The sequence below is a fragment of the Deltaproteobacteria bacterium genome, from assembly GCA_016235345.1.
Lineage (GTDB): Bacteria > Desulfobacterota > Desulfobacteria > Desulfobacterales > Desulfatibacillaceae > JACRLG01.
Map to the genome: position 1 here is coordinate 38957 of JACRLG010000028.1, position 24725 is coordinate 63681.

The 24725-nt window shown below is 58.8% G+C and carries 18 protein-coding genes; 9 read left to right on the top strand and 9 right to left on the bottom strand.

Annotated elements, in window-relative coordinates; all coding sequences use genetic code 11:
* Positions 1-28: 28 nt before the first annotated feature.
* Both HZB23_13865 and HZB23_13870 read left to right on the top strand, forming a co-directional pair.
* On the top strand, positions 29-673 hold the full coding sequence (locus HZB23_13865; GenBank protein ID MBI5845743.1) for a tyrosine-protein phosphatase: 645 nt from the start codon (positions 29-31) through the stop codon (positions 671-673).
* 189 nt (positions 674-862) lie between these two features.
* On the top strand, positions 863-1927 hold the full coding sequence (locus HZB23_13870; protein MBI5845744.1) for a hypothetical protein: 1065 nt from the start codon (positions 863-865) through the stop codon (positions 1925-1927).
* A 125-nt stretch (positions 1928-2052) separates the two neighbouring features.
* Here HZB23_13870 and HZB23_13875 read toward each other — a convergent pair whose 3' ends face one another.
* A complete protein-coding gene (locus tag HZB23_13875) occupies positions 2053-2289 on the bottom strand; it encodes a hypothetical protein (GenBank protein MBI5845745.1) in 237 nt (78 codons plus the stop codon).
* A gap of 119 nt (positions 2290-2408) precedes the next feature.
* Between HZB23_13875 and HZB23_13880 the strand changes: the two genes are divergently transcribed.
* The gene (locus tag HZB23_13880) at positions 2409-4151 is read left to right on the top strand and encodes an ABC transporter ATP-binding protein (protein ID MBI5845746.1); all 1743 of its coding nucleotides are present in this window, start codon (positions 2409-2411) and stop codon (positions 4149-4151) included.
* Positions 4152-4180: 29 nt separating this feature from the next.
* On the opposite strand, the gene deoC is transcribed toward HZB23_13880, so the two are convergent.
* The 6 genes from deoC to HZB23_13910 all read right to left on the bottom strand — a co-directional run bounded on the left by deoC (position 4181) and on the right by HZB23_13910 (position 14178).
* Positions 4181-4933: a deoxyribose-phosphate aldolase gene (gene deoC, locus HZB23_13885; GenBank protein ID MBI5845747.1), complete on the bottom strand. Its 753-nt coding sequence runs from the start codon at positions 4931-4933 to the stop codon at positions 4181-4183.
* Between the two features lie 1268 nt (positions 4934-6201).
* Positions 6202-6738 (bottom strand): hypothetical protein, encoded by a 537-nt coding sequence (locus HZB23_13890; protein MBI5845748.1) that lies wholly within the window; start codon positions 6736-6738, stop codon positions 6202-6204.
* An 18-nt stretch (positions 6739-6756) separates the two neighbouring features.
* Positions 6757-10041 carry an efflux RND transporter permease subunit gene (locus HZB23_13895; protein ID MBI5845749.1) on the bottom strand — a complete coding sequence of 1095 codons (3285 nt, stop codon included), beginning with the start codon at positions 10039-10041 and terminating at the stop codon, positions 6757-6759.
* Complete coding sequence (locus HZB23_13900; GenBank protein ID MBI5845750.1) at positions 10038-11417, bottom strand: efflux RND transporter periplasmic adaptor subunit; 1380 nt, start codon at positions 11415-11417, stop codon at positions 10038-10040. Before HZB23_13900 ends, HZB23_13895 begins: the two co-directional genes overlap by 4 nt.
* Before the next feature lie 38 nt (positions 11418-11455).
* Entirely contained in the window at positions 11456-12946 is a 1491-nt protein-coding gene (locus HZB23_13905; GenBank protein ID MBI5845751.1) for a TolC family protein, read from the bottom strand.
* Positions 12943-14178 carry a TolC family protein gene (locus HZB23_13910; GenBank protein MBI5845752.1) on the bottom strand — a complete coding sequence of 412 codons (1236 nt, stop codon included), beginning with the start codon at positions 14176-14178 and terminating at the stop codon, positions 12943-12945. Before HZB23_13910 ends, HZB23_13905 begins: the two co-directional genes overlap by 4 nt.
* Positions 14179-14924: 746 nt before the next feature.
* Here HZB23_13910 and HZB23_13915 point away from each other — a divergent pair.
* From HZB23_13915 to HZB23_13925, 3 genes are all read left to right on the top strand, one after another.
* Positions 14925-15404 carry a universal stress protein gene (locus HZB23_13915; protein ID MBI5845753.1) on the top strand — a complete coding sequence of 160 codons (480 nt, stop codon included), beginning with the start codon at positions 14925-14927 and terminating at the stop codon, positions 15402-15404.
* Between the two features lie 215 nt (positions 15405-15619).
* Positions 15620-16381 (top strand): hypothetical protein, encoded by a 762-nt coding sequence (locus tag HZB23_13920; protein MBI5845754.1) that lies wholly within the window; start codon positions 15620-15622, stop codon positions 16379-16381.
* A gap of 77 nt (positions 16382-16458) precedes the next feature.
* Entirely contained in the window at positions 16459-18708 is a 2250-nt protein-coding gene (locus HZB23_13925) for a tetratricopeptide repeat protein (protein MBI5845755.1), read from the top strand.
* A 167-nt stretch (positions 18709-18875) separates the two neighbouring features.
* Here HZB23_13925 and HZB23_13930 read toward each other — a convergent pair whose 3' ends face one another.
* Positions 18876-19655, bottom strand: a complete 780-nt coding sequence (locus tag HZB23_13930; GenBank protein ID MBI5845756.1) for an inositol monophosphatase — start codon at positions 19653-19655, stop codon at positions 18876-18878.
* Between the two features lie 32 nt (positions 19656-19687).
* Positions 19688-20590 (bottom strand): prepilin peptidase, encoded by a 903-nt coding sequence (locus HZB23_13935; GenBank protein MBI5845757.1) that lies wholly within the window; start codon positions 20588-20590, stop codon positions 19688-19690.
* 141 nt (positions 20591-20731) lie between these two features.
* Between HZB23_13935 and lon the strand changes: the two genes are divergently transcribed.
* The 3 genes from lon to HZB23_13950 all read left to right on the top strand — a co-directional run bounded on the left by lon (position 20732) and on the right by HZB23_13950 (position 24649).
* On the top strand, positions 20732-23164 hold the full coding sequence (lon, locus tag HZB23_13940) for an endopeptidase La (GenBank protein ID MBI5845758.1): 2433 nt from the start codon (positions 20732-20734) through the stop codon (positions 23162-23164).
* Positions 23165-23174: 10 nt separating this feature from the next.
* A complete protein-coding gene (gene tsaB / locus HZB23_13945; protein MBI5845759.1) occupies positions 23175-23858 on the top strand; it encodes a tRNA (adenosine(37)-N6)-threonylcarbamoyltransferase complex dimerization subunit type 1 TsaB in 684 nt (227 codons plus the stop codon).
* Positions 23859-23953: 95 nt separating this feature from the next.
* On the top strand, positions 23954-24649 hold the full coding sequence (locus HZB23_13950; protein MBI5845760.1) for a phosphatidylserine decarboxylase family protein: 696 nt from the start codon (positions 23954-23956) through the stop codon (positions 24647-24649).
* The last annotated feature ends 76 nt before the right edge of the window (positions 24650-24725 follow it).

The following is a 24725-nucleotide window of genomic DNA, read 5'->3' on the forward strand; positions in this document are numbered from 1 at the left end:
GCCGCAGACTGGCCGGGGAGCTTTTCCAATGCCTCCGTCAGGCTCAATGCCCGCGAAACCCGGCGTGTTGCGGCGTGCCGTTCTCCCGGTTCTGGCCGGGCTGATTCTCTGCGCCGTTGGCGCTTTTGTTCACCAGCGTTATTTGGCGGTCAACTTCGGAGTGGTGGCGCCCGGCGCTGTTTACCGCTCGGCGCAACCCTCCCCGGAGGATCTCGCGCGATTTGCTCGGGAACGCGGCCTGAAAAGCGTTCTCAACCTCCGCGACGACACGCCGGACCTCATTCTTGAAGCCGAAACCAGGGCTGCCCAACGCCTGGGCCTGAGCCTTTTTTCCGTACCCCTTTCCGCCAGGACTCCCCCCACTCCAACGCAGCTTTTTCAGATCATCCATGCCATCCGAAACGGCCCCAAGCCCATGCTCATCCACTGCCGGGCCGGGGCGGATCGCACAGGCGTCGTCTCGGTTCTGGCCGCCATGGCCATAGCCGGCAAGCCTTATCAAACTGCCCGAAAGCAACTTTCCGTAAGGCATCTGCGCCTGCTTCCCGCCAACCACGGCATCGGCTCCCTGCTTACCGCCTTTGAACACCATGCAGATCAAAAAAGCCTGGAAAATCCCTCCTGGCCCGATTTTGTCGAATGGGCCGCATCGCATTATGCCGACAAACAGTAGCGATACGCTTTATGGCGACCTCCCATACGGAACAGAGGCAGTGAAATAGAACACTCAAAAAAAGCGCGTACCGCTCTTGCCGCCTTCCGATAGCTGTGCTATGAATCATACATTCCACTACACATTTCAGCGCCAGCCAGCCATGCCTGGAGGCCATTTTCCATTTTTATTACCTGAAAGGATATCGTAATGAACGAACGCTCATTCCCAAGGCTCCGTATGATTTGCGGAATGATGTTTGCCTCGATTCTGCTTCTGGGGACCCCGGCCCTGGCCCAGAATGTCTACCCGTTAACCATATCCGGCCAGCAGAATGTTTACGTGGACACAAACGACAACGGAGTTTGTGATACCGCCACCGATGGCTATTTCACCTTAAAGCTCGTAAAGCTGGTTAACGCTGGTGCGGATGCAAACAAATGGGCGGTGCTCCTTGAAGGCAACAGGGGCTTGTCTCCGACCAACGGATTCGGACAGATTTTCGTGCTGGACGGAGATGTGGACAGCAACGGTAACTTCAGCATCCGCGAACTCGCCATTGACGCGACCTACCTGGGAGACGACAACCTGCCCGTCACGGTCAAAAATATTTGGGCTCACATCGGCCTCGCGGACCAGGTGGTTCCCGATTATGCAGGCTTTCTGCATTCCCTGGTACTGGAAATGTCCGACCCGGCCAATCCGTTTTCCGGATTCAACAAGGCCACGTTCCGGGTTGAGGGCGATGCAGACCTTGTCCTCGGCAACGATATCGACGAAAACTCCGTTACCGTCGAATTCAACGACGGAGATTACTCCGACACAATCAACTTCGCAGGCACGATCTATGGAACGGGCGTTGAGGGCAACGTACTCACCGATCTGGAGGGCGCGGTTCACGGGACAGACCTTGTCGGCGAAGGCGGCGACCCCCTCTGGCTTGTTCAGGAATTCGGCATCATACTCGATAATCTGGCTTATGGCGATCTTGCCATGTTCATCCCCCTTGGCGCGGACGGATCGATTGTCATCACCGACGGGCAGGCCAACGGATTTTTGCTCAAATCGGGGGTAAAGCCTGTCCATGAAGACTCGCCCACGCCCGGACGCATGCCCGGAATGGCCGCAGCCATAGCGAAACTGGCGCATTACTCAAAAGATTCCGGTTTTTGCATGATCCGGACCCTGAAAAGCCGTGAGGAAACGGGGCCTCTTTGGATGGGTCTGATGCTGATGCTGGGTATAGGGGCGGCGTTTGTGCTGAGGAAAAAATAGCAGAAGCAAAATTTTAACTGCGGACGCGCACGGAATGAGAGGGGCGCACGGTGCATGAAAAACCGTTGCGCCCCTTGTATCGTGGCTTTCCCGGCAGGATGGCGGGCTCTCGAAACCTTGGGGAATCAGCAGTCCTTCCCGGCTGCGCCTCCCATGGGCAGGCGCAGAAGACTCGCCCCGGCCAAAAAGCCGATGGTAAGGAGGGCGGGCATAACCAAAAGCTCCAACAGCGCTCCCCGCCGAAGGTCCAGGACGCCGTAAGCAAACCTGTTGTAGATGATCTGAAAAACAAAATGGGACAAAAATAGGATCACGAACACCTTGGCCGTATCCACCAGTGAAAGATTTCTTTTGAATTTCATTTTTCACCATTAATTGTTAAGGTTGGCCCCGGCTGACCATCGGGCGGGGAAAGCCCTGCCCGATCTGCCTCATATGTCAATCACAGGACAGCAAACTTGAATTCACGGCCTTTGTCTAAATGACCCCGAAACCCACCCTCGTCGGCTATCTCCGCCCATTGTGGCCGCGCATCGCGGCCACGATGGGGGCCGTGGTGGTCATGTCGGCCATCAACGTGGGCGTCATTCCGGTGGTCCAGAAAATCGCCGAGGTCATCACCCTTCACGACTCTCCGGCGCTTCTTGCATGGATATCCTTCGCGGTGGCCATTTACCTGGTAAGGGCCGCCGCCGCCTATGTAGAGGTCACGTGTTCGCTTTCCATCGGCCACCATATGGTCGCGGCCATGCGAACGGACGTGTTCGCCCACCTGCAAACCCTGTCGCTCGACTTTTTCGCCCGGAAGCACACCGGGGACCTTCTTTCACGCATCATCAACGACCTGGCCGCGATCCAGTCCACTCTCACCGAGGCCTTCGTCCGGGTCCTTCCCCACATCCTGACCCCGTTCGGCGTCCTGGCCTACCTCTTCTACATCAACTGGAAGCTCACCCTGGTCGCTCTGGCAATGGCCGCCATGGTGTTTTTCCTGTTCTCGCGCTTTCGCGGGCTCATGCGCGACGTGGGGGAAAGCGTAGTCCGCAATCAGTCCGACATGGCGGTGCTCGTTACCGAAAACATACGGGGTGCCAAGATTGTCAGGAGCTTTTGCATGGAAAAGTCCGAGATCGGGAAAATGGCCCTCGCCACGGACGCCAGCCTCGACTCCCGCACCAGGGAGGCCCGCATCATAGCCATCCAGGAGCCCCTGGTCGGGCTCTTCCAGATACTGCTTCTTGTTTCGCTCATCGGCCTTGGCGGGCATCTCATCATAAAGGGGGAAATGACGCCCGCCCAACTCGTGGCCTTTTTCATCGGTATGATGCTGCTGATCGACCCTGTTCGGGAGATGAGCCGCATCCACGTCATGATCCAGCGGACCAGGGCCTCGGCTTCCCGTGTGCTGGAGCTTTTGGAGGAAACTCCGTCCGTGCCCGAATCGCCGGAGGCAGTTGAACTGGGGCCTCAACCGGGGGCCGTGGAATTTTCCAACGTCTCGTTCGCCTACGAAAAAAACGGGCCGACCGTTCTTTCCAACGTCTCCCTTCGGGCGGAACCGGGCCAGACCCTGGCCATTGTCGGGCCAAGCGGCGCGGGCAAGACCACCCTGGCCAACCTGGTGTGCCGTTTCTGCGACCCCTCCCTGGGAGCGGTCCTGGTGAACGGCCAAGACGTGCGCTCGCTCACCCTCGCATCCCTCAGAAGCGCCGTGGGGCTGGTGCCACAGGACACCGTGCTTTTTTCGCACTCGGTGAGGGAAAACATCGCCCTGGGCAAACCCGGCGCTTCCGGGGGCGAAATCGAACGGGCCGCCCGCCTGGCCCACGCCCACGAGTTTATCGCCTCGCTTCCGGACGGCTACGAAACCCGGATCGGAGAAAACGGCGTCCTTCTTTCCGAGGGACAGCGCCAACGAATAGCCATTGCGCGCTGCTTTTTAAAGGACCCCGCTATCCTTGTTCTGGACGAGATCACCGCCTCTCTGGACGCAGAGTCCGAACGCCTGATCCAGGACGCTCTTCGCGGACTCATGGCCGGCAGGACCACCCTATTGATCGCCCACAGGCTTTCCACCGTCGCCCACGCGGACCGCATAGTCTTTCTGGACAAGGGGGCCGTCGCGGAACAGGGAACCCACCGGGAACTCTTCGAAAAACGTGGCGCTTACTGGCGTTTCTGCAGGCTCCAGTGGGGCGTCGGGCGTGACTCGGACATCTTTTGAAAAGGTTATTCAGGTGATCGTCTTTTACCTTAAAGGCCCTTGACGATCTCCACCCCCGCGCCCGCGCCGATGCGGCTTGCCCCGGCCTCCATCATGGCAAGCGCGGTTTTCGCGTCCTTTATGCCCCCCGACGCCTTGACGCCCATGTCCGGCCCCACGGTTTTTCGCATGAGGGCGATATCTTCCGTTGTGGCCCCGCCTCCGGCAAAACCGGTGCTGGTCTTGACGAAATCCGCCCCGGCCTTTTTGGCCATAAGGCAGGCCCGGATTTTTTCATCATCATTCAAAAGGCAGGTTTCGATTATCACCTTCAAAACCACCGGGGCCGGGGCCGCCCGTCGCACTGCCAGGATGTCGGACAAAACCCCGTCGTCGTCGCCCGATTTGAGCGCGCCGATGTTCATCACCATGTCAAGTTCCGTTGCCCCGTCCGAAACCGCCCGTCCCGCCTCGAAGGCCTTGGCCCTTTCGTCCGTGGCCCCAAGGGGGAACCCGATCACCGAGCATACCGCCACACCGGTCCCCTTAAGCCTTTCTGCGACGTATGAAACCCTTGCCGAATTCACGCACACCGACATGAACCCGTGCTCCACGGCCTCGCGGCAGAGCTTGTCGAACGCGGAATCGGCGGCGTCGGGCTTCAAAAGCGTGTGATCTATCATGCGGGAAAGTGAGGCCCTCGTAATGATGGGGCCGGTGCTTTCGGGTGCGGCGTGGGTATCGAGGATTCCGGGCGGAAGGTCCGCCGCGTGCGGAAAGCTGGTCTGGGTTCCCTGGCCCATTACGCTTATGGCCGCAATTCGGTTGGCCAGCCCTACGGCTTCATCCAGAGCCTTGCCCCGCGCCAGGAAAAAGGCGAGGCTTCCCACGAAGCAGTCCCCCGCTCCCGTGGTGTCGATGGCCTTCACCGGCTCGGAGGGGATGTGCCGTACGCCGCCCTTGTCCATCACAAGGCTTCCCCGTTCGCCCAGGGTGAGGACCACGGCCTTGGGGCCGCGCCGCAGAAGTTCGGCTGCCGCCTTTTCCGCCTGGCCGGGGGTATTGACAGGCATCCCGGTGAGCATCCCGGTCTCGCTTTCGTTGGGGCAGATGAGATCGCTCAGTAAGTATATCTCTTCGGGAAGCTCAAGCCGCGCCGGGGCCGGGTTGAAGATGGTGAAGACCCCGTGCTTCCTTGCAATCCGAAGCGCCGCGAGGCTTTTCTCAAGCTGCGATTCCAGCTGGCACACGAGGATTTTTGCGCCTGCGATCACATCCGCTGCGGCCATGATTCCGTCTTCGGTAAGAAGGTCGTTAGCGCCGGTGACTATAATGATGGAGTTGTCGCCGTTTTTGTCCACCGCTATGGGGGCGACGCCTGAAAAGGCCTGGTCCGTGAATGAGACGTGCCGGGTGTCCACGCCCTGGCTCTTGAAATTTTCCAGCGTGTCCCGTCCGAATACGTCGGAGCCCAGCTTCGCCACCATTGCCACGCGGGCTCCCAGCCTTGCCGCCATCACGGCCTGGTTGGCCCCTTTTCCTCCGAAGCCCATTGAAAAGCGCTCGCCGTGAAGGGTCTCCCCAAGGGCCGGAAGCCTTGGAACGTATGAGATGAGGTCCATGTTGCACGCGCCCACCACGCAGATTTCAGGCTGTTCCATTATCTCTCCTGGGATTGAATGGCTTTCCGGCAAGTCCTCACAAAATCGTTGCGGAGCCCGCCGGTAAAATTTCTCTACGGTTAAAGCCCACCATAGCAGAGAATTACGACACGTGCCACATGATATGGGCCGCCGTATTTGAAACAAATAAAAGGTTTCCCCTCCCTCCCCCTGCATTCTCTCCCTCCCTTTCCAAAACACTTTTAGAGACTAAATAATGTAATTTAAGATACTTATGTGTGGCCAGCCATTACCGGAAGACAACCCGGTTTCATGAAATTGACAAGGGAACACACGTTGAAATGAAACGCCTTCCCTGTTTTCAAACCCGGCGGCCCGGAATCCAACAAAAACGGCCCGTGAAGGCTTTTCCGCCTTCACGGGCCGTCCGGGCTTCACTTCAAATTTGCCTAATTTTTGACGGTGATGGTGTCTGTAAGGGTTTCCGCTCCCTTTGCAGTCGTTACCTTGGCCTTCACCTTGACGATGTAAGCGCCCTTCTGCTTCATGATTACGTCGGCCCCGTAGCCGTTGTTCATGCCCATGGTTAGAGTCTTGACGGTTTTTTTGTCAGGGCCGGTTATCATGAATCCCACCTCGCCCGAAACGGGCTTTCCGGCGGCGTCCTTGATGAAGACGATGAAATGGCCGGTAACTTCGTTGCCCTGAATCATGCCCGCCATTTCCATCCCCAGCATGTCCTTCATTACAATATCGCGTTCGGCCCGGCTCAGGAGAACGTAATGGAGGATGTAGCCCTTCACCTTGTGATCGCCGATGACCTTGCCCGGCTCCTTTGCGGCAGGTGCGGGTTTGGCCGGGGCCGAGCTTGCCGTGATCACGGCTCCGTGGCCGTGGTGGTCCGCTTCAGCCGCCATGCCTAAATTTGCGCCCAAAAAAGCCAGAATAGCGATAAGCGCCAGGGTGGAAAATCTGAAATTTTTCATCGAAAAAGCCCTTTCATGTCAGGTTTGATAAGGTACGGCTTCCGGCGACCGTGAATCGGGCAGGTACTTGTTCCGCTTCCACAGGAAAAAGACCGCCGGATAGACCAGAAGCTCCAGCAGAAACGACGTCACGAGCCCGCCGATCATTGGGGCCGCGATGCGCTTCATCACGTCCGAACCCGCCGAGGTGGACCACATTATGGGCAAAAGACCCATGAAGGCCGCCGCAACCGTCATGAGCTTGGGCCTCACCCTTTTCACCGCGCCGTGGACCACGGCCTCCACGAGGTCCGCCCGGTTGTTGAGACGCCCCTCCGCCCTGGCCTCGCTGTAGGAAAGGTCAAGGAAAAGAAGCATGAACACGCCTGTTTCCGCGTCCAGGCCCAGAAGGGCGATAAGCCCCACCCAGGCCGCGATGGAGACGTTGTAATCCAGGAAATAAAACAGCCAGATCGCGCCCACAGCCGAAAAGGGAACCGCCATGAGAACTATCCCGGCCTTGACCGCCGAGCGGGTGTTGGCGAAAAGAAGCACGAAAATGAGAACCAGGGTTATGGGGATGATGACCTTCATGCGCTCCTTTACGCGCATCATGTTCTCGTACTGGCCGCTCCAGGAAAGGGTGTAGCCGGTGGGAATCTTCACGCTTTGGGCCACCCTTTGCTTGGCTTCCTCCACGAATCCGCCGAGGTCCCGGCCCGCCACGTAAACATAGACATAGGCGGACAGAAAGCCGTTTTCGTCCCGCAGCATGGAAGGCCCCTGGGCGAGGCTTACTGACGCAAGCTGCCCAAGGGGGGCCTGGGCTCCTGTAGGCGTGGGGACCAGAATCCTTGAAAGGCGCGGTACGTCGTCCCTAAGCTCCGACGGGTAGCGCACGTTCACCGAAAAGCGCTTTCTGCCCTCAACCGTCGTGGTGACCTCCTCGCCGCCCACCGCCGCCGCCACAACCTCGTTGAACGCTCCCACGGAAAGCCCGTAGCGGGCAAGCTGATCCCGATTCGGGGTGATGTCCAGGAAGTATCCGCTGGCCGCCTTTTCGGCGAAAACGCTGGTTGTACCCGGAACGGTCCTTATGGCGTTTTCGATGTCCGCGCCGATTTTTTCGATTTCAGCCAAATCCGCGCCGAAAATCTTGATGCCCACCGGGCTCCTGATTCCGGTTGTCAGCATGTCGATCCTGGCCTTTATGGGCATGGTGATGGCCCCACGGCTGGAAACGCCGGGAATGGCGAGCTTTTCGTCCATTTCGGCGATTAGCTCCTCGTAGGTCATGTGATCGGGCCAGAAGGGGCGGAAAAGAGCCGCCAGAAATCCGGGAGCCCAGCCGGAGTACCAGGCGTCCTTCGCCCGCCACTGGTTTTCGGGCTTTAGGACGATGGTTGTCTCCATCATGGAAAAAGGCGCGGGATCGGTGGATGTCTCGGCCCGGCCCGCCTTTCCGAAGACCCGCTCCACTTCGGGAAATCCCTTTAAAATCCTGTCCTGGGTTTCCATTATCCGCCGGGCCTCGGCAACCGAAATGCCCGGGAGGGTGGTGGGCATGAAAAGGAGGGTTCCCTCCCTAAGGGGCGGCATGAACTCGCTTCCGAGCTTGAAGTAGACAGGGATCGATACCGCCACCAGCAAAACGGAGGCTGCCGTCACCCACAAGGGAAAACGCAGAACGAACCGGCAGGCGGGCTCGTAAATTTTGAAGACCACGCGGCTTATGGGATGGCGCTCCTCCGGGTGATAAACCCCCACGAAAAGGGACGAGGCCATGCGAGCCAGAAACCTTGGCCGGAACATGAAAGGATCCATGCGGGTGAAAAGCATCCGCATGGCAGGGTCCAGGGTGACTGCAAGAATGGCGGCGATGGCCATGGCGAGGTTCTTGGAATAGGCCAGGGGCTTGAAAAGACGCCCTTCCTGGTCCACCAGGGCGAACACCGGCAGAAAGGCCACCGCTATCACCAGAAGCGAGAAAAACACCGAAGGCCCTATCTCCTGCAGGGCTTCAAGCCTCACCTTGTGGAAGTCCCCCTTGCGCCCCCCCGCCTGCCACAACTGGAGCTTGTTGTAGGCGTTTTCCACCTCCACTATGGCCCCGTCCACAAGAACGCCTATGGAAATGGCGATTCCGGCCAGAGACATTATGTTAACAGTGACTCCCATGAAATACATGGGAATGAAGGAAAAGAGCACCGCAACGGGGATGGTCACGATGGGCACTATGGCCGAGGGAACGTGCCACAGGAAAAACAGGATGACCGCGCTGACAATAAGCATTTCCACCAAAAGCTCGTGGCGGAGAGTTTCCAGGGCGCGAAGGATGAGGTCCGAGCGGTCGTAGGTGGTGACGATTTTTACCCCTTCCGGCAGGGACGGCTCGATTGATTTCAGCTTTTCCTTCACCCTTTTGATTACGTTCAAAGCGTTTTCCCCGTGGCGCATCACCACTATGCCGCCCACGGTGTCGCCTTCGCCGTCAAGGTCCGCGATGCCGCGCCTTATCTGGGGCCCCAGCTCCACCCGGCCAATGTCCGCGATGGTGACGGGTACGCCCTCAACCGGGGTTTTCACTGCGGCCCTTAAAAGGTCCTCCCTGCTTTTGAGGTAACCCCGGCCCCGCACCATGTACTCGGCCCCGGTGAACTCGATGAGCCTTCCGCCCACCTCGCTGTTGGATTCCCGAACTGCGGCGGCCACATCATTTATGGAAACCCCGTATGCGGCCAGCCGGTTGGGATCAACCACAACCTGGTACTGCATCACGTAGCCGCCGATACCGGCCACCTCGGCCACGCCCGGCACTCCCTGGATGGCGTAGCGCAGGGTCCAGTCCTGGTATGTTCTAAGGTCCGCCAGGGAGTGCTTTCCAGATTCATCTTTTAAAGCGTACTGGTAGACCCAGCCAACGCCGGTTGCGTCCGGCCCAAGCTCGGTGGAAACCCCCTGGGGAAGCCTTGGCTGAATTTTGGACAGATATTCCAGGACCCGGCTTCTGGCCCAGTAGATGTCCGTGCCGTCTTCAAAGATGACATAGACGTATGAAAAGCCGAAATCCGAAAGCCCGCGTATGGCTTTTACCTTGGGCGCTCCCAGAAGGGCCGTGACCAGCGGGTAGGTGACCTGGTCCTCAATGATGTCGGGGGAGCGGTCCCAGCGCGAATAGACTATGACCTGGGTGTCCGAAAGGTCCGGGAGGGCGTCCAGCCGGATGTTGTTCAGGATGTGGATCGCCATCACCCCCACTGCCAGCGTGAAGACGATCACTATCCCACGATTATTGGCGCAAAACGCTATGAGCCGCCTTATCATTTCGCGCCCCCCGATGCCGCCGCGCCCGATGCCGCCTCTATGGCCGCAGCCAGCCGGCTTTCGGAATCCATAAGGAAATTGGCGGAGACGACCACCTTCTCCCCGGCGGAAAGACCCGTCAGAACCTGGACCCGGCCCTGGCCTGCGGCCCCCGGAGTCACGGCCTTGGGCTCGAAGCGGCCTTCGCCCTTTTCAACGAAAACAACGGTGCGGGCTCCGGTGCGCAACAAAGCCGTATCCGGCACGGATACTGATTCACCGAAATCGGAAACAAGGTTCACATCAACGAACATTCCGGGCTTTAGGGCAAGGCCGGGGTTTTTGAAGCTCAGGCGCGCCGTGAGGGTCCGGGAATCGGGCTTTAAAAAGGGAAGCAGAAAAACGATGCGTCCGGAAAGCGAAAGGCCGGGGTCGTAGGAGGAGGTCACAAGGGCGGTCTGCCCTTCTTTCAGGCTTGCCGCGTCCTGCTCGTAGAAGTCCGCCTCCACCCAAACGGTGGAAAGATCGGCAACGGTTAAAAGCACCGCGCCCGGCTCCACCTGCTGGCCAAGGGTTACTCCCTTTTCCAGCACCAGACCCGTAACGGGCGAGAAAATGGTCACAAGCCGCTTTACCCTTCCGGTCTTTTCAAGCTCCCGGATGAAGCTTTCGGGCACGTCGAAAAGGGTGAGGCGCTTCCGGGCCGCATTCATGAGATTTTTGCCCATGGCTCTGGTTTCAGGGTCGGGTGATGACGAAAACTCGCGGGCTGCAGCCCTGGCCCGCAAGAATTCCTCCTGGCTGGCCACAAGTTGGGGCGAGTAAAGGGACAGGAGGGGCTGGCCCTTTTTCACTGCGATTCCCGTGGTGTTGGCGTAGAGGGTCTCCACCCAGCCGGAAATCTTGGTTTGCACCCGAAAAATCCGGGCCTCGTCCGGGGTTACCCTTCCCACCGTGCGCACGCTTTTGGTGAAATGCCCGGATTCCGCAGGTGCAAGGCGAACACCCGCCAGGGACAGGGCCTTGGAATCCAGCACCACAGGCCCAAGGCCCGGAACCGCGCCGGATTCTTCGTCTTCGGCGAAAAAGTCCTCGGCCTCTTCCTCGAAGGTTTTCTTCTTTGCCGGAGCCGCGCCCTCGTCGCTGTAAACGGGGGTGTAGTCCATGCCCATCTCGTCCTTGGCGGGCACGGGCGAGGTAATGGCTGGGTTCATGGGGTTTCTGTAAAAAAGAATCTTGCGCTCTTTGGACGCGCTGGCCGTTCCGCTCTTCGCAGCCCCGGTTTCCGAGTTGCCGGGTGCGTGTTGGCGGCCCAGGAGGAACCCCGTAACCAGAAGCGTCGCCGCAGCCAGCGCGATAAGCCCGAAACGCAGGATTTTTCCCTGTTTTTTCTGCATGGATCAGTTCCCCCTAGTGGAGAATCAGGCGCTTTGGCTTATCGCGGTTTTGACGCCGGAAACTCGTCGGTTCCCACCGCCTCGTAAAGTTCAGCCAGGGCAAGGCCAAGGTCGCGCCGGGCGGAAAGGGCCGCAGTCCCCGCCTCCAGCCGGGCAAGGGCTATTTCGGTGAGATCGGATAGATTCAAACCGCCTGTTTCGTAGTCTTTGAGGGCAGAGGAAAAATTGAGGCGCGCCAGGGTTTCGACGCGCTCCGAGTAAAGGGCGGCTTCCCTTTTTGCCTTGTCCGCGCGGGTCCAGGCATCCCGCACAAGGGCAGGGGTTTCGGCTATGGCGCTCGCAAGATCGGCCTTGAGAGCGAGAAGCCGCGCCCTTGTTTCAAGGAGATAGGCGTAAGTTGGGCCTGAAAGCCTGGGCGCTACGGAGCCGGTCGCGCCGTTCATGGCGGCTTCCTCCCCCTGCCGGGAAATCCGTTTTGAGGGTAGGGACAGGTTGAATGGCCGCCCGAAACCGGATTCCGCCTCCATCATCAAAATCGATAGTTCCGCGCGGGCAACCGCCGCCTCCAACTTTTTGATCTCCTGGCGGCGGGAAAGGGCCAGGAGGATCAGGCTTTCGGGCCTTGGGAAGGCCGAAGAAGGCCCCGACTTTCCCGGATGTCCAAGAACAGCCCCTGACGGAAGCTCCAGGAGGGCCGCGAGACTTGCGCGGAGAGCCTCCCCTTCGCGCTTTAAGGTAAGCCGCTCCTCCTCAATTTTCTGCTTTTGCACAAGGGCTTCGGTCACGTCCTTCAAATCCGCTTCCCCTGTTTCGTAGCGCCGCGCCAGGGTATCGGGCAGGCCGCTTACGAGACGCAGGGTTTCATCTGCTATACGCAGAGCCCCTTGATTATACCAAATCTCCCAATAGAGACGCCGGGCCGTGGTGAGCGCGGTTCGTCGGGCCATTTCACGCTCGAAAAAGGCTTCCGCCGCTTCCCGGCCCGCCATCTGCCCTTGCAGGGCAACCACCTCGGGATAGGGAAACCCGGCGGCCATGCCAGCCCCCAGGTCTCTTGCAAAGACCGAGTACTGCGATAACTGGTCCATCAACTCCGACAACTGCCCGTAGGCGTTGAGGGAGGCCGCAAGGCTCGAATCTGCTGCGCGGACCGCCGGGTTCCGGCCAAGGGCGAGGGTTTCAAGGGTTTCCAGTGAAAATTCGCCCGAAAGAGCTTTTTGGGCCAGACTGCCATCCGAAAACGCGGGGGAAAGAGCCTTCAAAAGCCGGGGCGGCGTCTGATGGAACACAGATATTGCGGAGGGCTCCGAAACCGCCTTTTCCCATTCCGCGCGCGCCTGCCGCAACTCATCGACCCATGGGGCGGGGACGGCCTCAACGGAAACCGGGCCGCCTGCATCCTTTTCCACAGCCGCCTTGTAAAATGATGAGGGCTCGTAGGCTTCGGGAATTTTGACCGCGCAGGAAGCGGAAAAAGTCACGGCGACAGCCGCTAAAAAAGCAAGTGAGACGGAGGCGCGGGTTTTCATTGCGCCCCCTTTTCCGCGCAGGGCTCCGGGACATCCTTCACCGTGAGTCTCGCTCCCGCGAGCCCCTCCAGGCGGGCGAGATTTTGGGCATGGTCGGCTTCGGCCCGTAAAAGGGCGAGCCGGAAAGAATACCAGGACGATTCGATTTCGACCGCGTCCGATAAACTTCCCAACCCCTGCCGGTACCAGGAGCGGGCTGTTTCCATGGACCGGGCCGCCTGGGGGATGAGGCTTTCCCGGTAGAGCCCGACAAGACGCCTGGCGTTTTCCATTTTAAACCAGGTTTCACGGATCATGGAAAAGGTATCGTTCGTCATGCCGCGCTCGTTGGCCAGGACCTTATCCACAGCCGCCAGGGCCGCTTTCCTGCGCCCGGAATTTTTCGCGCCCCACACGGGAAGACTAAGCCCAAGCTCCAGCCCCACCATGTTATCCGGTTCGGCCATGCCGTCGCCGGGCTCGGTGTTTTCCACCATGAGGCCCAGCATGGTTTCGGGATAGGTCTCGTAACGGGCCATGTCATATTCGGCGCGGGCCGCCGATATTTCGGCGCGGGCCATCAGAATTTCGTAGTTGTTGGCGCGGGCGAGGCAGTAGATTTCCGAAAGGGTGTAGGCGACAGGTTCGGCGGGAGCTGCCAGGAGAGCGCCCAACGGGGCTTCCGGCGGCCTGTCCAGAAGGGCGTTCAGCCGCGCAAGCTCGGTTTTTTCCGATTCCATAAGATAGACAAGGTCCAGGGCCGCCTGGGCGGTCTGGCTTTTGGCCTTCATCACGTCCACCAGGGCGGCCCGGTTTCCAGCGTAGGCCGACCCGGCAAGCGCGGCCATCGATTCCAGGGCGGCCTGATTCTGCCGGGCCAGCTCCTGCGCGCCCCTGAGGTAGTCAAGTTCATGAAAACTTGTGGTGACGGCGGTGACCATGTCCCGTACTGCTGCGTCGACGGCGATCCGGCCAGAAAGCGCGGCGGCCTGTGCGGCCCTTCTTGCGGCGGCGGTTTTTCCCGGAAGGGGGACGGCCTGGTTGATTGCCGCCGTCCATTTCTGATCGCCGGAGTCGCTCCACGCGCCCGGCCAGAAACCAAGGGACAACTGAGGATCGTTCCAGGCCCCGGCCACGGCCACGTTCCGCCGGGCCTCGTCAAGGGCCGCTTTTTTGGAGAGAATTAGAGGATTATGATCAAAGGCATAGGTTAGAAGATCTGTGAGGGCTACAGATTCGGCAAGGGCCGCCATTGATGCGCCGGGACCCTCACGTGCTGGTGATCGTGGTTGACCTGATGCTGCAGAGCCCGTCGCTGAAACGGCAAGGACGGCGAGGAAGGCCAGAAAAGCCGCGCCGGATAATGCCTTTTTCCGCCCCCTGATGCTTTTCAATTTGCGCCTCCTAAATTCATTAAATCCTACCTTGACGGTAGGATCTAAAAATAAGAGGACTAAAAACCTTGTCAACCTTGAACATCTTGCAAAAAAAACAAAGACAATTAAAAGTGTATTATAAATTCAGTACTCAGGCAACATTTTCAAACATGTTTTTAAGGCCAAAATTCCGTGAGCGTACGAAGGCTTGGTTTGCATGTACGTTTACGGCATTGTGAAGCGCTTTAACGCCCGCCATATTTTGATGCCATATTTTGATTGAAAGGACGCCTGATTGGCTGTATGGTGAACCCCATTAACAGCCTGTTGAAAACGGCTGGAAGTAAAGCCCGCCGAAAAACGATGAGTTGCAAGGCGCACGAAAAGCCAATGAGTCAAGCGTACTTTTCGTACGTGACGGAATTGGCTTTGAAGTGCGAACACTGCCAAATCGCATTTTTCGACGGGCTGTTAACGCAATAATGATGGGCCTGTAACAAGCCCCGGCTGTGAAGGCGTCAAAGAAGCATGGCGGCCCGGAAGTTTAAAGAAGTGCCCAGAAGGCGTTTCGGAAACCCTGCAAGGCCTTTCCAAAACCTGACCCGCAGACAAAAGGAGGAAACATGGAAGCCACGTTCAAGAGGATATTGGCCCCGGTGGACCTTTCGGACGTTTCGCCCGTAATGGTGCCTTTCATCAAGAGCATAGCCAAAAAGTGGGACGCGGAGGTTCATCTTCTGTTCGTGGTTCGGGTTCTGGAGCATTTTACGGCCATGTACGTGCCCGACATCTCCATCACCCGCCTGGAGCAGGAGATGGTGCAGGGAGCGGAAAGAAAGATGGAGGAGTTCATCCAGCAGCATTTCAAGGACATCCCGGTGGTAAAACCCAAGGTGGTCCTGGGGGATGCCTCCGAAGAGATTCTGAACCACGTGAACCGGGAAAAGATCGACCTTGTGATCCTTGGCACCCACGGGCGCAAGGGCCTGGAAAAACTCTTTTTCGGCTCGGTGGCTGAAAAGGTCGTCAAGACCTCGCCCGTGCCTGTGCTTTCCATCAACCCGTACCGCGCGCGCAAGGATCAGACAGCCGCAAAACCGTGAATCCTGAGCTTTACGGCGACTTTGTTCGAGGCCGCCGGGGCGGAATGGTTCAAAAACCCCGGCGGCCCCAAACATGGTATCTGCGCGCCCTTTGGAACCCATCTCAACCACGCGGCAGGCCTGCCTGCCGTCTCCCGCCTTAAAATCATTCATGCGCCTGCCCCTTGCGGCGGAAAATATTCCGTTCTTCAATTGATTAAAGATGAAAAGGCGACATGGACCAACTTTACGAAGCCATATGGAAACGGGCGAAAGAGATAGCGAAACGGTATCCGCCGCCTTCTTTTTACGATGAAAATTCGCGGGAATGCGCCTTTTCCAGAAGGTTTTTCGAAACCGACGAAACCGTGGGCGACCTCTACTCCTACGTTTCCGCACGAATCGACGATGACCTTGGTCACGGCCTTGACCACGTCACCAAGGTCACCCTGGACGCCGGGGCCCTGGTGCTCGCCGAGGAGGGCTCCGGGGGCGAGCCCGGCCATGAGGCCCTAAGAAGGCTCTTTCTGGTCCAGTGCGCGGGTCTTTTGCACGACATTGCCAGAAAGGAAAAAAACCACGCGGCCAAGGGCGCGGAAATGGCCGAAGATATTCTTTCCGGCTACGCGCTTACCGATTCCGAAAAGGCCGAGGTGTGCCAGGCCATTTCAAACCACGAGGCCTTCCGCCCCGTGAGCGCCGCCATCACGCCACGGGCCGGGCTTCTGTCGGACTGCCTTTACGACGCGGACAAGTTCAGGTGGGGGCCGGACAACTTCACCGATACGGTTTGGGCCATGATCTCCTTTTTCAAGGCCCCACTCTCGGTTTTTCTGGACCGTTACGCAGAGGGGATAGAGGGCATCATCCGCATAAAATCTACCTTCCGTTCCGTAACGGGAAGGCGCTTCGGCCCGGAGTTCATAGATACCGGGCTTTTGATGGGGGATGAAATTTACAGGATGCTAAAGGACGAATTTGAAGACAAAAATCATTGACGCAAGAAGCTTCAAAGTTTTTACTGTCCCTGTAAAAATCCAGGGGTGATTAAAAGACTTCTCGAAGGACATGGCCAGTGACCAGCCCGTCAAACACGTCGGTTAAAAGCCTCCGCATGGCAGTCATGCTCATTTTCCTGGCGGCCCTGCCCTTGTGCCTCTATTTTTCCACCCAAAACAACGGGTTCGTTGATTTCGACGACGATGTTTACGTCACTGCCAATCCTGTAACCTTGAAGGGTCTTTCGGGCGAGGGGCTTTCAGCGGCCCTGGGTTTTCCCGATTTTTCCTACTGGCAGCCAGTAGCCCTTTTGTCCCATCAGGCGGACGTGAGCCTTTTCGGGCCGAACCCCCGCCCCATGCACCTTGTAAACGCCCTTTTGCACGCTGTAAACACCCTCTTGCTCTTCGCCCTTCTTTACACGATGACGGGGGCTTTCTGGCGAAGCGCATTTGTGGGGGCCCTTTTCGCGGCTCACCCGGTAAACGCGGACACCGTGGCCTGGATTTCCGAGCGCAAGAACCTCCTGGCGGTGTTTTTCTGGTTTTCGGCCATCCTGTCCTACGCTTGGTACGTCAAAAAGCCTGAAGTCGCGCGCATGATTCCGGTGATCCTTCTGGCGGCCCTGGCCCTTGGCTCCAAGCCAGTGGCGGTCACCCTGCCCTTCACCCTTCTCCTGCTGGATTTCTGGCCCTTGAACCGCCTTTCCGGCAATTTTTGGAAGCGGGTGGCGGAAAAAATCCCCCTGTTCGTATTGACCTGCGCGGCGATAGCCCTTGGGCTTTTTTCCAGCGCCTCCTTCAACTCCGAAATTTCCGGCTCCTGGCCCCTCTGGCCGAGGCTCGCCCACGTCCCCGTAGCATTTGCGCGCTACCTTGAAATGGCCTTCTGGCCCCAAGGCCTGTGCGCCTTTCATCCCTTTCCCAAGTCCGTGGGCTTTTTTCAGGCCACAGGAGCGCTTGTGCTTCTGGCGTCCCTCATCTGTCTGGCCTGGAAGACCCGGCATCGAATGCCCTATCTCTTTTTCGGGATTTTCTGGTTTCTGGGAACCCTGGTCCCCTCAAGCGGCCTTGTGATGGCCGGCCACTGGGCCTCCGTGGCCGAACGCTACGCCTACGCGCCCTACGCGGGGCTTTTCGTGGCCGTGGTCTGGGGGGCGGCGCACCTTGCGGGCGGCTTCGGCAGAAAGGGACTGATCGGGGTCGGCGCAGCGGGTTTTGTCATGATCCTGTTTCTGGGGTATCTGGCAAACGCCCAGTCCGGGTACTGGAAGGGCTCGGAGACCCTTTTTTCGAGGTGCGTTGCGCTTTATCCCAACACGAACTACTTCGCCCTCACCCGCCTTGGGGCGGTTTACGCAAAAAAGGGCGGGACGAAAAACCAGGCCGAGGCGGAAAGGCTCTTTTCCCGCGCCCTGGCCGCAGGCCCGGACTTCGCCCTGGCGGAAACCCGCACCCGGATGGGAGGTCTCCTTATGGCCCAGGGCAGGACCGATGAGGCCATTGCTCATCTTGTGGCCGCCCGAACCATCGCGCCCCGTTACGTTCCCGCCCTCACGGGCCTGGGAGCGGCGTACCTTGAGGCGGGAAAAATCCCCCAGGCGGAAAAGGCCGCTCAGGCGGCCCTGGCGGAAAACCCGGATTCGGTGGAAGCCCTGATCCTTGCGGGCCTCATCCACGGGAGGAAATCCGCCTGCAAGCCAGCCCTGTCGCTTTTCGAAAAGGCCGCGCGCCTTGATCCGAATAACCCGGACGCGGCCTTTCATTACGCGGCAAGCCTGGGAGCCTTTGGAAAACTGAAGGAATCTGCGGACGAATTTAGAAGGACGCTCGCTCTGGACCCCGATTACCCGGAGGCCCAGGCAGGTCTTGCCGGAATCGAGACCCGGCGGGGGGAGCTTAAGGACGCCTCCCAAGCCTATTTAAAGGCCGTTTCCCTCAACCCGGAAGACTTCGCCCTAAAGGTCAATCTGGCCCAGGTCCTGCTTTCGACGGGCCGTTCCAACGAGGCCATAAGCCACTTCAAGGCCGCGCTTTCCATCAATCCGGGCTTCGCTCCGGCGCGTCTCGGCCTTGCCGACGCCCTCTCCGCCTCAGGAAAGAGCCGGGAGGCGGTTGGCGAGTATGAAAAAATCCTCGCGTCCGCCCCGGATGACATGGCTGCCCTTTACGGCCTTGCAAAAACCCTTGAAAAATCGGGATGCCTTGCCAAGGCCGCTTTTTATTACGAAAAGGCCCTTCTGATCAGACCAGGATGGGACGCGGTGAAAAGGCTGCTTGAAGGGATTAAGGGAAAGCCTGACAGGCCGGGGGCAGATTGCCCTTGAAAGCGCTCAAAAAACGAGATCCGCATGTTGTGCAAAAATCATCTGTAGGTTGGGTGACCCTGCCCTTGGGCTTAAACCACCCAACCTACAATGGATAACGGCTGCCATAAGCTATCATATCAACAGGAAATGATATAAGTTACCGCCGAAGACACTGCCGACCTTTTTCATCCCCCCGCTATAACAGCCGCAAGCTCATCGTGGATAAGGCCGTTGGTGGCGAGAATCTCCTGCTTGAAGGGGTTCCAGCCAGCCTGGGCGAAGTCCGTGACGTGGCCGCCAGCCTCGGTTAAAATGAGCGCCCCCGCCGCCGTGTCCCAGGGTTTCAGGCTTTCCTCCCAGAATCCGTCAAAACGCCCGCAGGCCACAAAACAAAGGTCCAGGGCCGCCGAACCAAGCCGCCGGACCCCCTGGGCCGCGCCCACGCAACGGGACAGCTTGTCGATGAGAGAGGGCAGGCGTTCCGAAAGGTCGTAGGGAAAACCCGTCACCAGAAGGCTTTCGTTTAAGGTGTCGTTGCGGGAAACCGATATTGCGCGTCCGTTAAGGGTCGCTCCCCTGCCTTTTTCGGCTATGAAAAGCTCCTGGGTTATGGGGTTGAAAACCAGCCCGAAAAGGGTGTCGCCCTCCGAGGTGAAGGCTATGGAAACCGAAAATATGGGCAGGTGGTGGGCGTAGTTGGTGGTGCCGTCCAGGGGGTCCACTATCCAGGAATACTGGCTTGGGGCCCCTATCTCGCCCTCCTCCTCGGCCAGTATGGAATGGCCGGGAAAGGCGAAACGGATGGTTTCCACGATTGCCGCCTCCGAGGCAGTGTCCGCCTCGGTCACAAGGTCTATGCCGCCCTTTTTCCGCACCGTGTGCATCCTGCCGAAGCGGTCCGTGAGAATCCGTCCGGCCTCGTAGGCCGCTGCAACCGCCGTGCGCCTTATGGCGTCTATCTCCATGTTGGATGTCTCCTTGGCATCTTTCAGTCATATCAGGGCATGGTTAAAAATTGCATGTACCATCCGATGATGGGCTTGCCGTAAAAAAGCGCGATCATGGCCCCTGAGGCGAGAAACGGCCCGAACGGAACCCTGAGCTTAACGCCTTTTTTCCGGGCGGCCATGAGCACAAGCCCCGCCGCCATGCCTATGAAGGCCGCAGCCATCAGGGTGAGAAGAGCCCCCTTCCAGCCCAGGAACGCGCCGACCATGGCCAGAAGGTCGCCGTCGCCCGCGCCCATGCCCTCGCCTCCGCGCACCAGCATGTAGGTCCGGCGCAGAAGGTAGATTCCGCCCGCGCCGGTAAGAGCTCCGATCAGAGATTCCATGAAGCCCATTTCCGGCAGCCAGCCCGAAGCCAGAAGCCCCACGGCCACGCCCGGAATGGTGATTATCATGGGGATGCGGAAAAAATCGAGGTCTATGAAGCTGACCACTATGAGGGCCGCCAGAAAGCAGAAATAGATGGCGGCTGCCGGGCTTCCGCCAAAATGCCGGAACGCGGCCACCGCAAAGAGACCTGCCGTAAGCTCCACCAAGGGGTAGCGCCACGAGATGCGGGTGCGGCAGTCCCGGCAGCGGCCCCGGAGAACCATGTAGCTTAAAAGCGGGATGTTGTCGTACCACCGTATGAGCGCCCCGCATTTGGGGCAGTGGGAACGGGCCCCCTCGGCCTTTGAGGGCGAGGGCCGGGGGTCGTCGTCCTTTATCTCTTTTCCGCAGTGGGGGCAGGCAATGGAAAGTATTTCCTTTTCGCAGTGCGGGCAAACAAGGTCGTCCGAGCCCATGAAGCGGCTGCGCGGAAGCCTGTGGATGGCCACGTTCAGGAAGCTCCCCACAACTATCCCGAAAAGAAAGGTGTAGGCGTAAAGAAAAAAGTCCAGGAAGTTTATCATGGCGCAATTTCCGGAAAAAGGGGTTGTTCGGGCGTATTTTTCAATATTCAGTTTAAGCCCGGCTAGTTTGTTCTTGTCAAGTCATGGTTCTGTTCTATAGTAACGGAAGGGACTTTTTATGGAAAAAACCTGGAGAAAATGATGGCGAAACCCGATACAGACGATCTGGTGGGACTTCTGGAAGACGAAGACGCCCACGAAGCTATTCCCACCACCCTGCCCCTCCTGCCAGTAAGGGACGTGGTGATCTTCACCCATATGATCCTCCCCCTTTTCGTGACCCGGGACAAGTCCGTGAGGGCCGTGGACGCGGCCATGAACAAGGACCGCTACATCTTTCTGGCCACCCAGATGGACGCGTCCCAGGAAGACCCCTCCTTTGACCAGATATACAAGGTGGGGGCCGTTGGGAGGGTGCTCCGGGTGCTGAAGCTGCCGGACGGCAGGGTGAAGATACTGGTTCAGGCCACCGCCAAGGCGAGGATTCTTTCCTTTGTCCACAAAAAGAGCCTGTTTCGGGTGAAGATCGAAAAGCTCGTGGAGGAGGAGTTTTCCGAAAACCTGGAACTCACCGCCCTCATGAGAAACGTCCGGGAGCAGTGCGAGAAGATTCTTTCCATGCGCGGCGAGCTTTCGGACGACGTGACCACAATTTTGAAGAGCATAGACCATCCGGGCCGACTGGCCGACCTGGTGGCGTCCAACTTGAATCTCAAGATCGAGGAGGCCCAGTCGGTTTTCGAGTTATCCGACCCCGTGGCCCGGCTCAACCGGGTGAACGAGCTTCTGATCCGGGAGGTGGAGTTGAGCTCCATGCAGGCCCGCATCCAGGAAAACGTCCGGGACGAGATAAGCAAGAGCCAGAAGGATTATTTTCTGCGGGAGCAGATGCGGGCCATAAAGGGCGAACTGGGGGAAGGCGACGAGCGGGCCCAGGAGGCCGACGACTACCTGAAACGCATCAAAAAGGCCAGGATGCCCAAGGAGGCCGAAACCGAGGCCGTGAAGCAGCTTAAGCGCCTGGAGCAGATGCATCCCGAATCCGCCGAGGCCCCGGTGGTGCGCTCCTACCTGGACTGGCTGGTGGAAATCCCCTGGTCCGTCTCCACAAAAGACGCCATCGACATCAAAAAGGCCCAGAAGGTTCTGGACGCGGACCATTTCGGCCTGGACAAGATCAAGGAGCGCATCCTGGAATACCTTGCCGTGCGCAAGCTGAACCCTTCCATGAAGGGCCCCATCCTCTGCTTCGTTGGCCCTCCGGGCGTGGGAAAAACCAGCCTGGGCCAATCCATAGCAAAAGCCATGGACCGCAAGTTTTTCAGGATGTCCCTGGGCGGGATAAGGGACGAGGCCGAAATTCGGGGGCACCGCCGCACCTACATAGGCGCGCTTCCGGGCCGCATAATCCAGGGTCTCAAAACCTGCGGGGCCAACAACCCGGTTTTCATGATGGATGAAATCGACAAGGTGGGAACCGATTTCCGGGGCGACCCCACATCGGCCCTGCTTGAAGCCCTGGACCCGGAGCAGAACAACGCCTTTTCGGATCACTACATCAACCTGCCCTTCGATCTTTCCAGGGTGATGTTCATCACCACGGCCAACATCACGGACACCATCCCCTACGCTCTTCTGGACCGGATGGAGATAATCAACCTTTCGGGCTACACCGAAGACGAAAAACTGGCCATCTCGCAAAAATACCTCATAGGCCGCCAGATCAGGGAAAACGGCCTGAAGGAAAAGGACATCACCATAGCCGACAGCGCCATAAAGAAAATGGCCACCGAGTACACAAGCGAAAGCGGGCTTAGGAACCTTGAGCGCGAGATAGGGACCCTGTGCCGAAAGGTGAGCCGCAAGATCGCCGAGGGCGAGAAAGGGCCTTTTTCCATAACCGGCAAAAACCTGGAAAAATACCTGGGCCTTCCCAAGTTCTTTCCCGAAATGGACCAGGACACCCCCCAGGTGGGGCTGGCCACAGGTCTTGCCTGGACCTACGCGGGCGGGGAGGCCCTGTACGTTGAAGCCACGGTGATGCGTGGAAAGGGCGAGCTGGTGCTTACCGGCCAGTTGGGGGAGGTAATGCAGGAATCCGCCAGGGCCGCCGTGAGCTACACCAGGGCCTACGCGGAAAAGCTCAAGATCGACCCGGACATCTTCGAGTCATACGATCTTCACATCCACGTGCCCGCCGGAGCCATTCCCAAGGACGGGCCGTCCGCCGGAGTGGCCATGGCCGTGGCCATGATCTCGGCCTTCACCCAAAGGCCGGTAAAAAACGACGTGGCCATGACGGGCGAAATTACCATCAGGGGCAGAATCCTTCCCATTGGGGGCCTGAAGGAAAAATCCATAGGAGCTCTCAGGGCCGGGATCAAGACCCTCATCATGCCGGAAAAAAACCGCAAGGAGCTTTCCGAGCTTCCCCCCGAAGTGCGCAAAAAAATGGTGTTCATGCCGGTCTCCCGCATGGATGAGGTTCTTCCAATGGTTCTTCTGCCGCCGCTGGCGAAAAAGCTCCCCCATCCGCCGCGCAAAAAGGGCGGCGACGGCGACGGCAGAAAGTGACTCCATCGCCATGCTGATTCTTGGGCTTGACACCACCGGGCGGTCCTTTTCCGTGGCGCTTTTAAACGACGGCGAGGTCTTGGGCGAGATCACCGAAAACGCCGCAAGGGGGCAGGCGGGGCTTGTGATGGACGCCCTTGAAAGGCTCTTTGACCTTACCGGGAAAAAACCCTCCGGCCTGGACGGCGTGGCGGTGACCAATGGCCCCGGCGGCTTTTCCGGCGTGCGCCTGGGCGTTTCCATAGCCAAGGGAATCTGCATGGGCGCGGAAAAACCGGCGGCCGCAGTTTCGAGCCTCGCCTGCCTGGCCTTCCAGGCAATGGAGCCGGTGGGCGCCGTGTGGGCCGTGCTGGACTGCCTCAGAAACGAGGTCTACGCGGCCTCCTACGTTTTTGGCCCCGAAGGCCCGGTTGAAACAAGCGCGGCTTCCGTGATGAAACCAGGGGAACTGGCGGAAAGCCTGTCCGGCCCCTGTGTGCTGGTGGGCGACGGGGCCGTAAAATACGCGGGCCTTCTGACCGGCGATGGAAAGGCGCGGTTGGCGGACGAATCGAGCCACACCATAAGGGCCTCGTCAGTGGCCATCCTGGGAAGCCGCCTGCTTCCTGCTGCGGAACCGGATTCCGCCGACCTTCTGGGTCCGTTATATTTGAGGCTCTCTGACGCCCGGCTTCCCGAAAAGCCCCTTTGCTGAAGAATCGCGCCACGCCGCACCAAAGTTGACAGGGCGCAGGGTTTTGGCTTAAAATGAATCGAATAAAATCATAAGGAAAGGACCCGGTAAAAACAGTGGCGGACAACAAGGAAACAGGAAACAGCGAGAAATATGAATGGGCCGACCCACCGGCAAGCACGCCCTTTCCCATAGCGAAGGACGGTTACTCGTATATAGCGGCGGCGGCCTTCATCACCCTGGTGCTTGCGCTTCTGCACCTGCCCTTTCTGGCCTTTTTGAGCCTTCTTACCACCGTGGCCGTGTGCCTTTTCTTCCGGGACCCGGACCGGCTCATCCCCACCGACCCCGGCGCACTGGTGGCCGCCGCCGACGGCAGGATAATATTTGCCGGCCTCGTGGACGAAAACCCCTTTCTGCCAGGACAGGTGCTGAAAATTTCCACCTTCATGTCCGTGGCCAACGTCCACGTCAACCGTTTTCCGGTCACCGCCACCGTGGAAAAGGTGGTCTACACCCCCGGCGACTACATGGTGGCCAGCCACCCCAAGGCCAGCCTGGAGAACGAGCACAACGCAGTATATCTCAAGGATGAAAACGGAAAAAGGCTCTGCGTGGTTCAGGTGGCGGGCCTGATCGCAAGAAGGATCCGCTCCAACGTGAAGCCGGGCGACAGGCTCCTTAGAGGCCAGCGCTTCGGGCTCATCTGTTTCGGAAGCCGCGTGGACCTCTATCTTCCGCCCGAAACCAGGCCCACGGTAAACGTCGGCGACGTGGTGAGGGGCGGAACATCCATTCTCGCAAAAATCTGACGGATCAGGGCGGCAGGAACGGTTTTCCGAATCTGGCGCCGGTTTCATAATTCTCCCCTCCGGGAGTCGGCTAAAA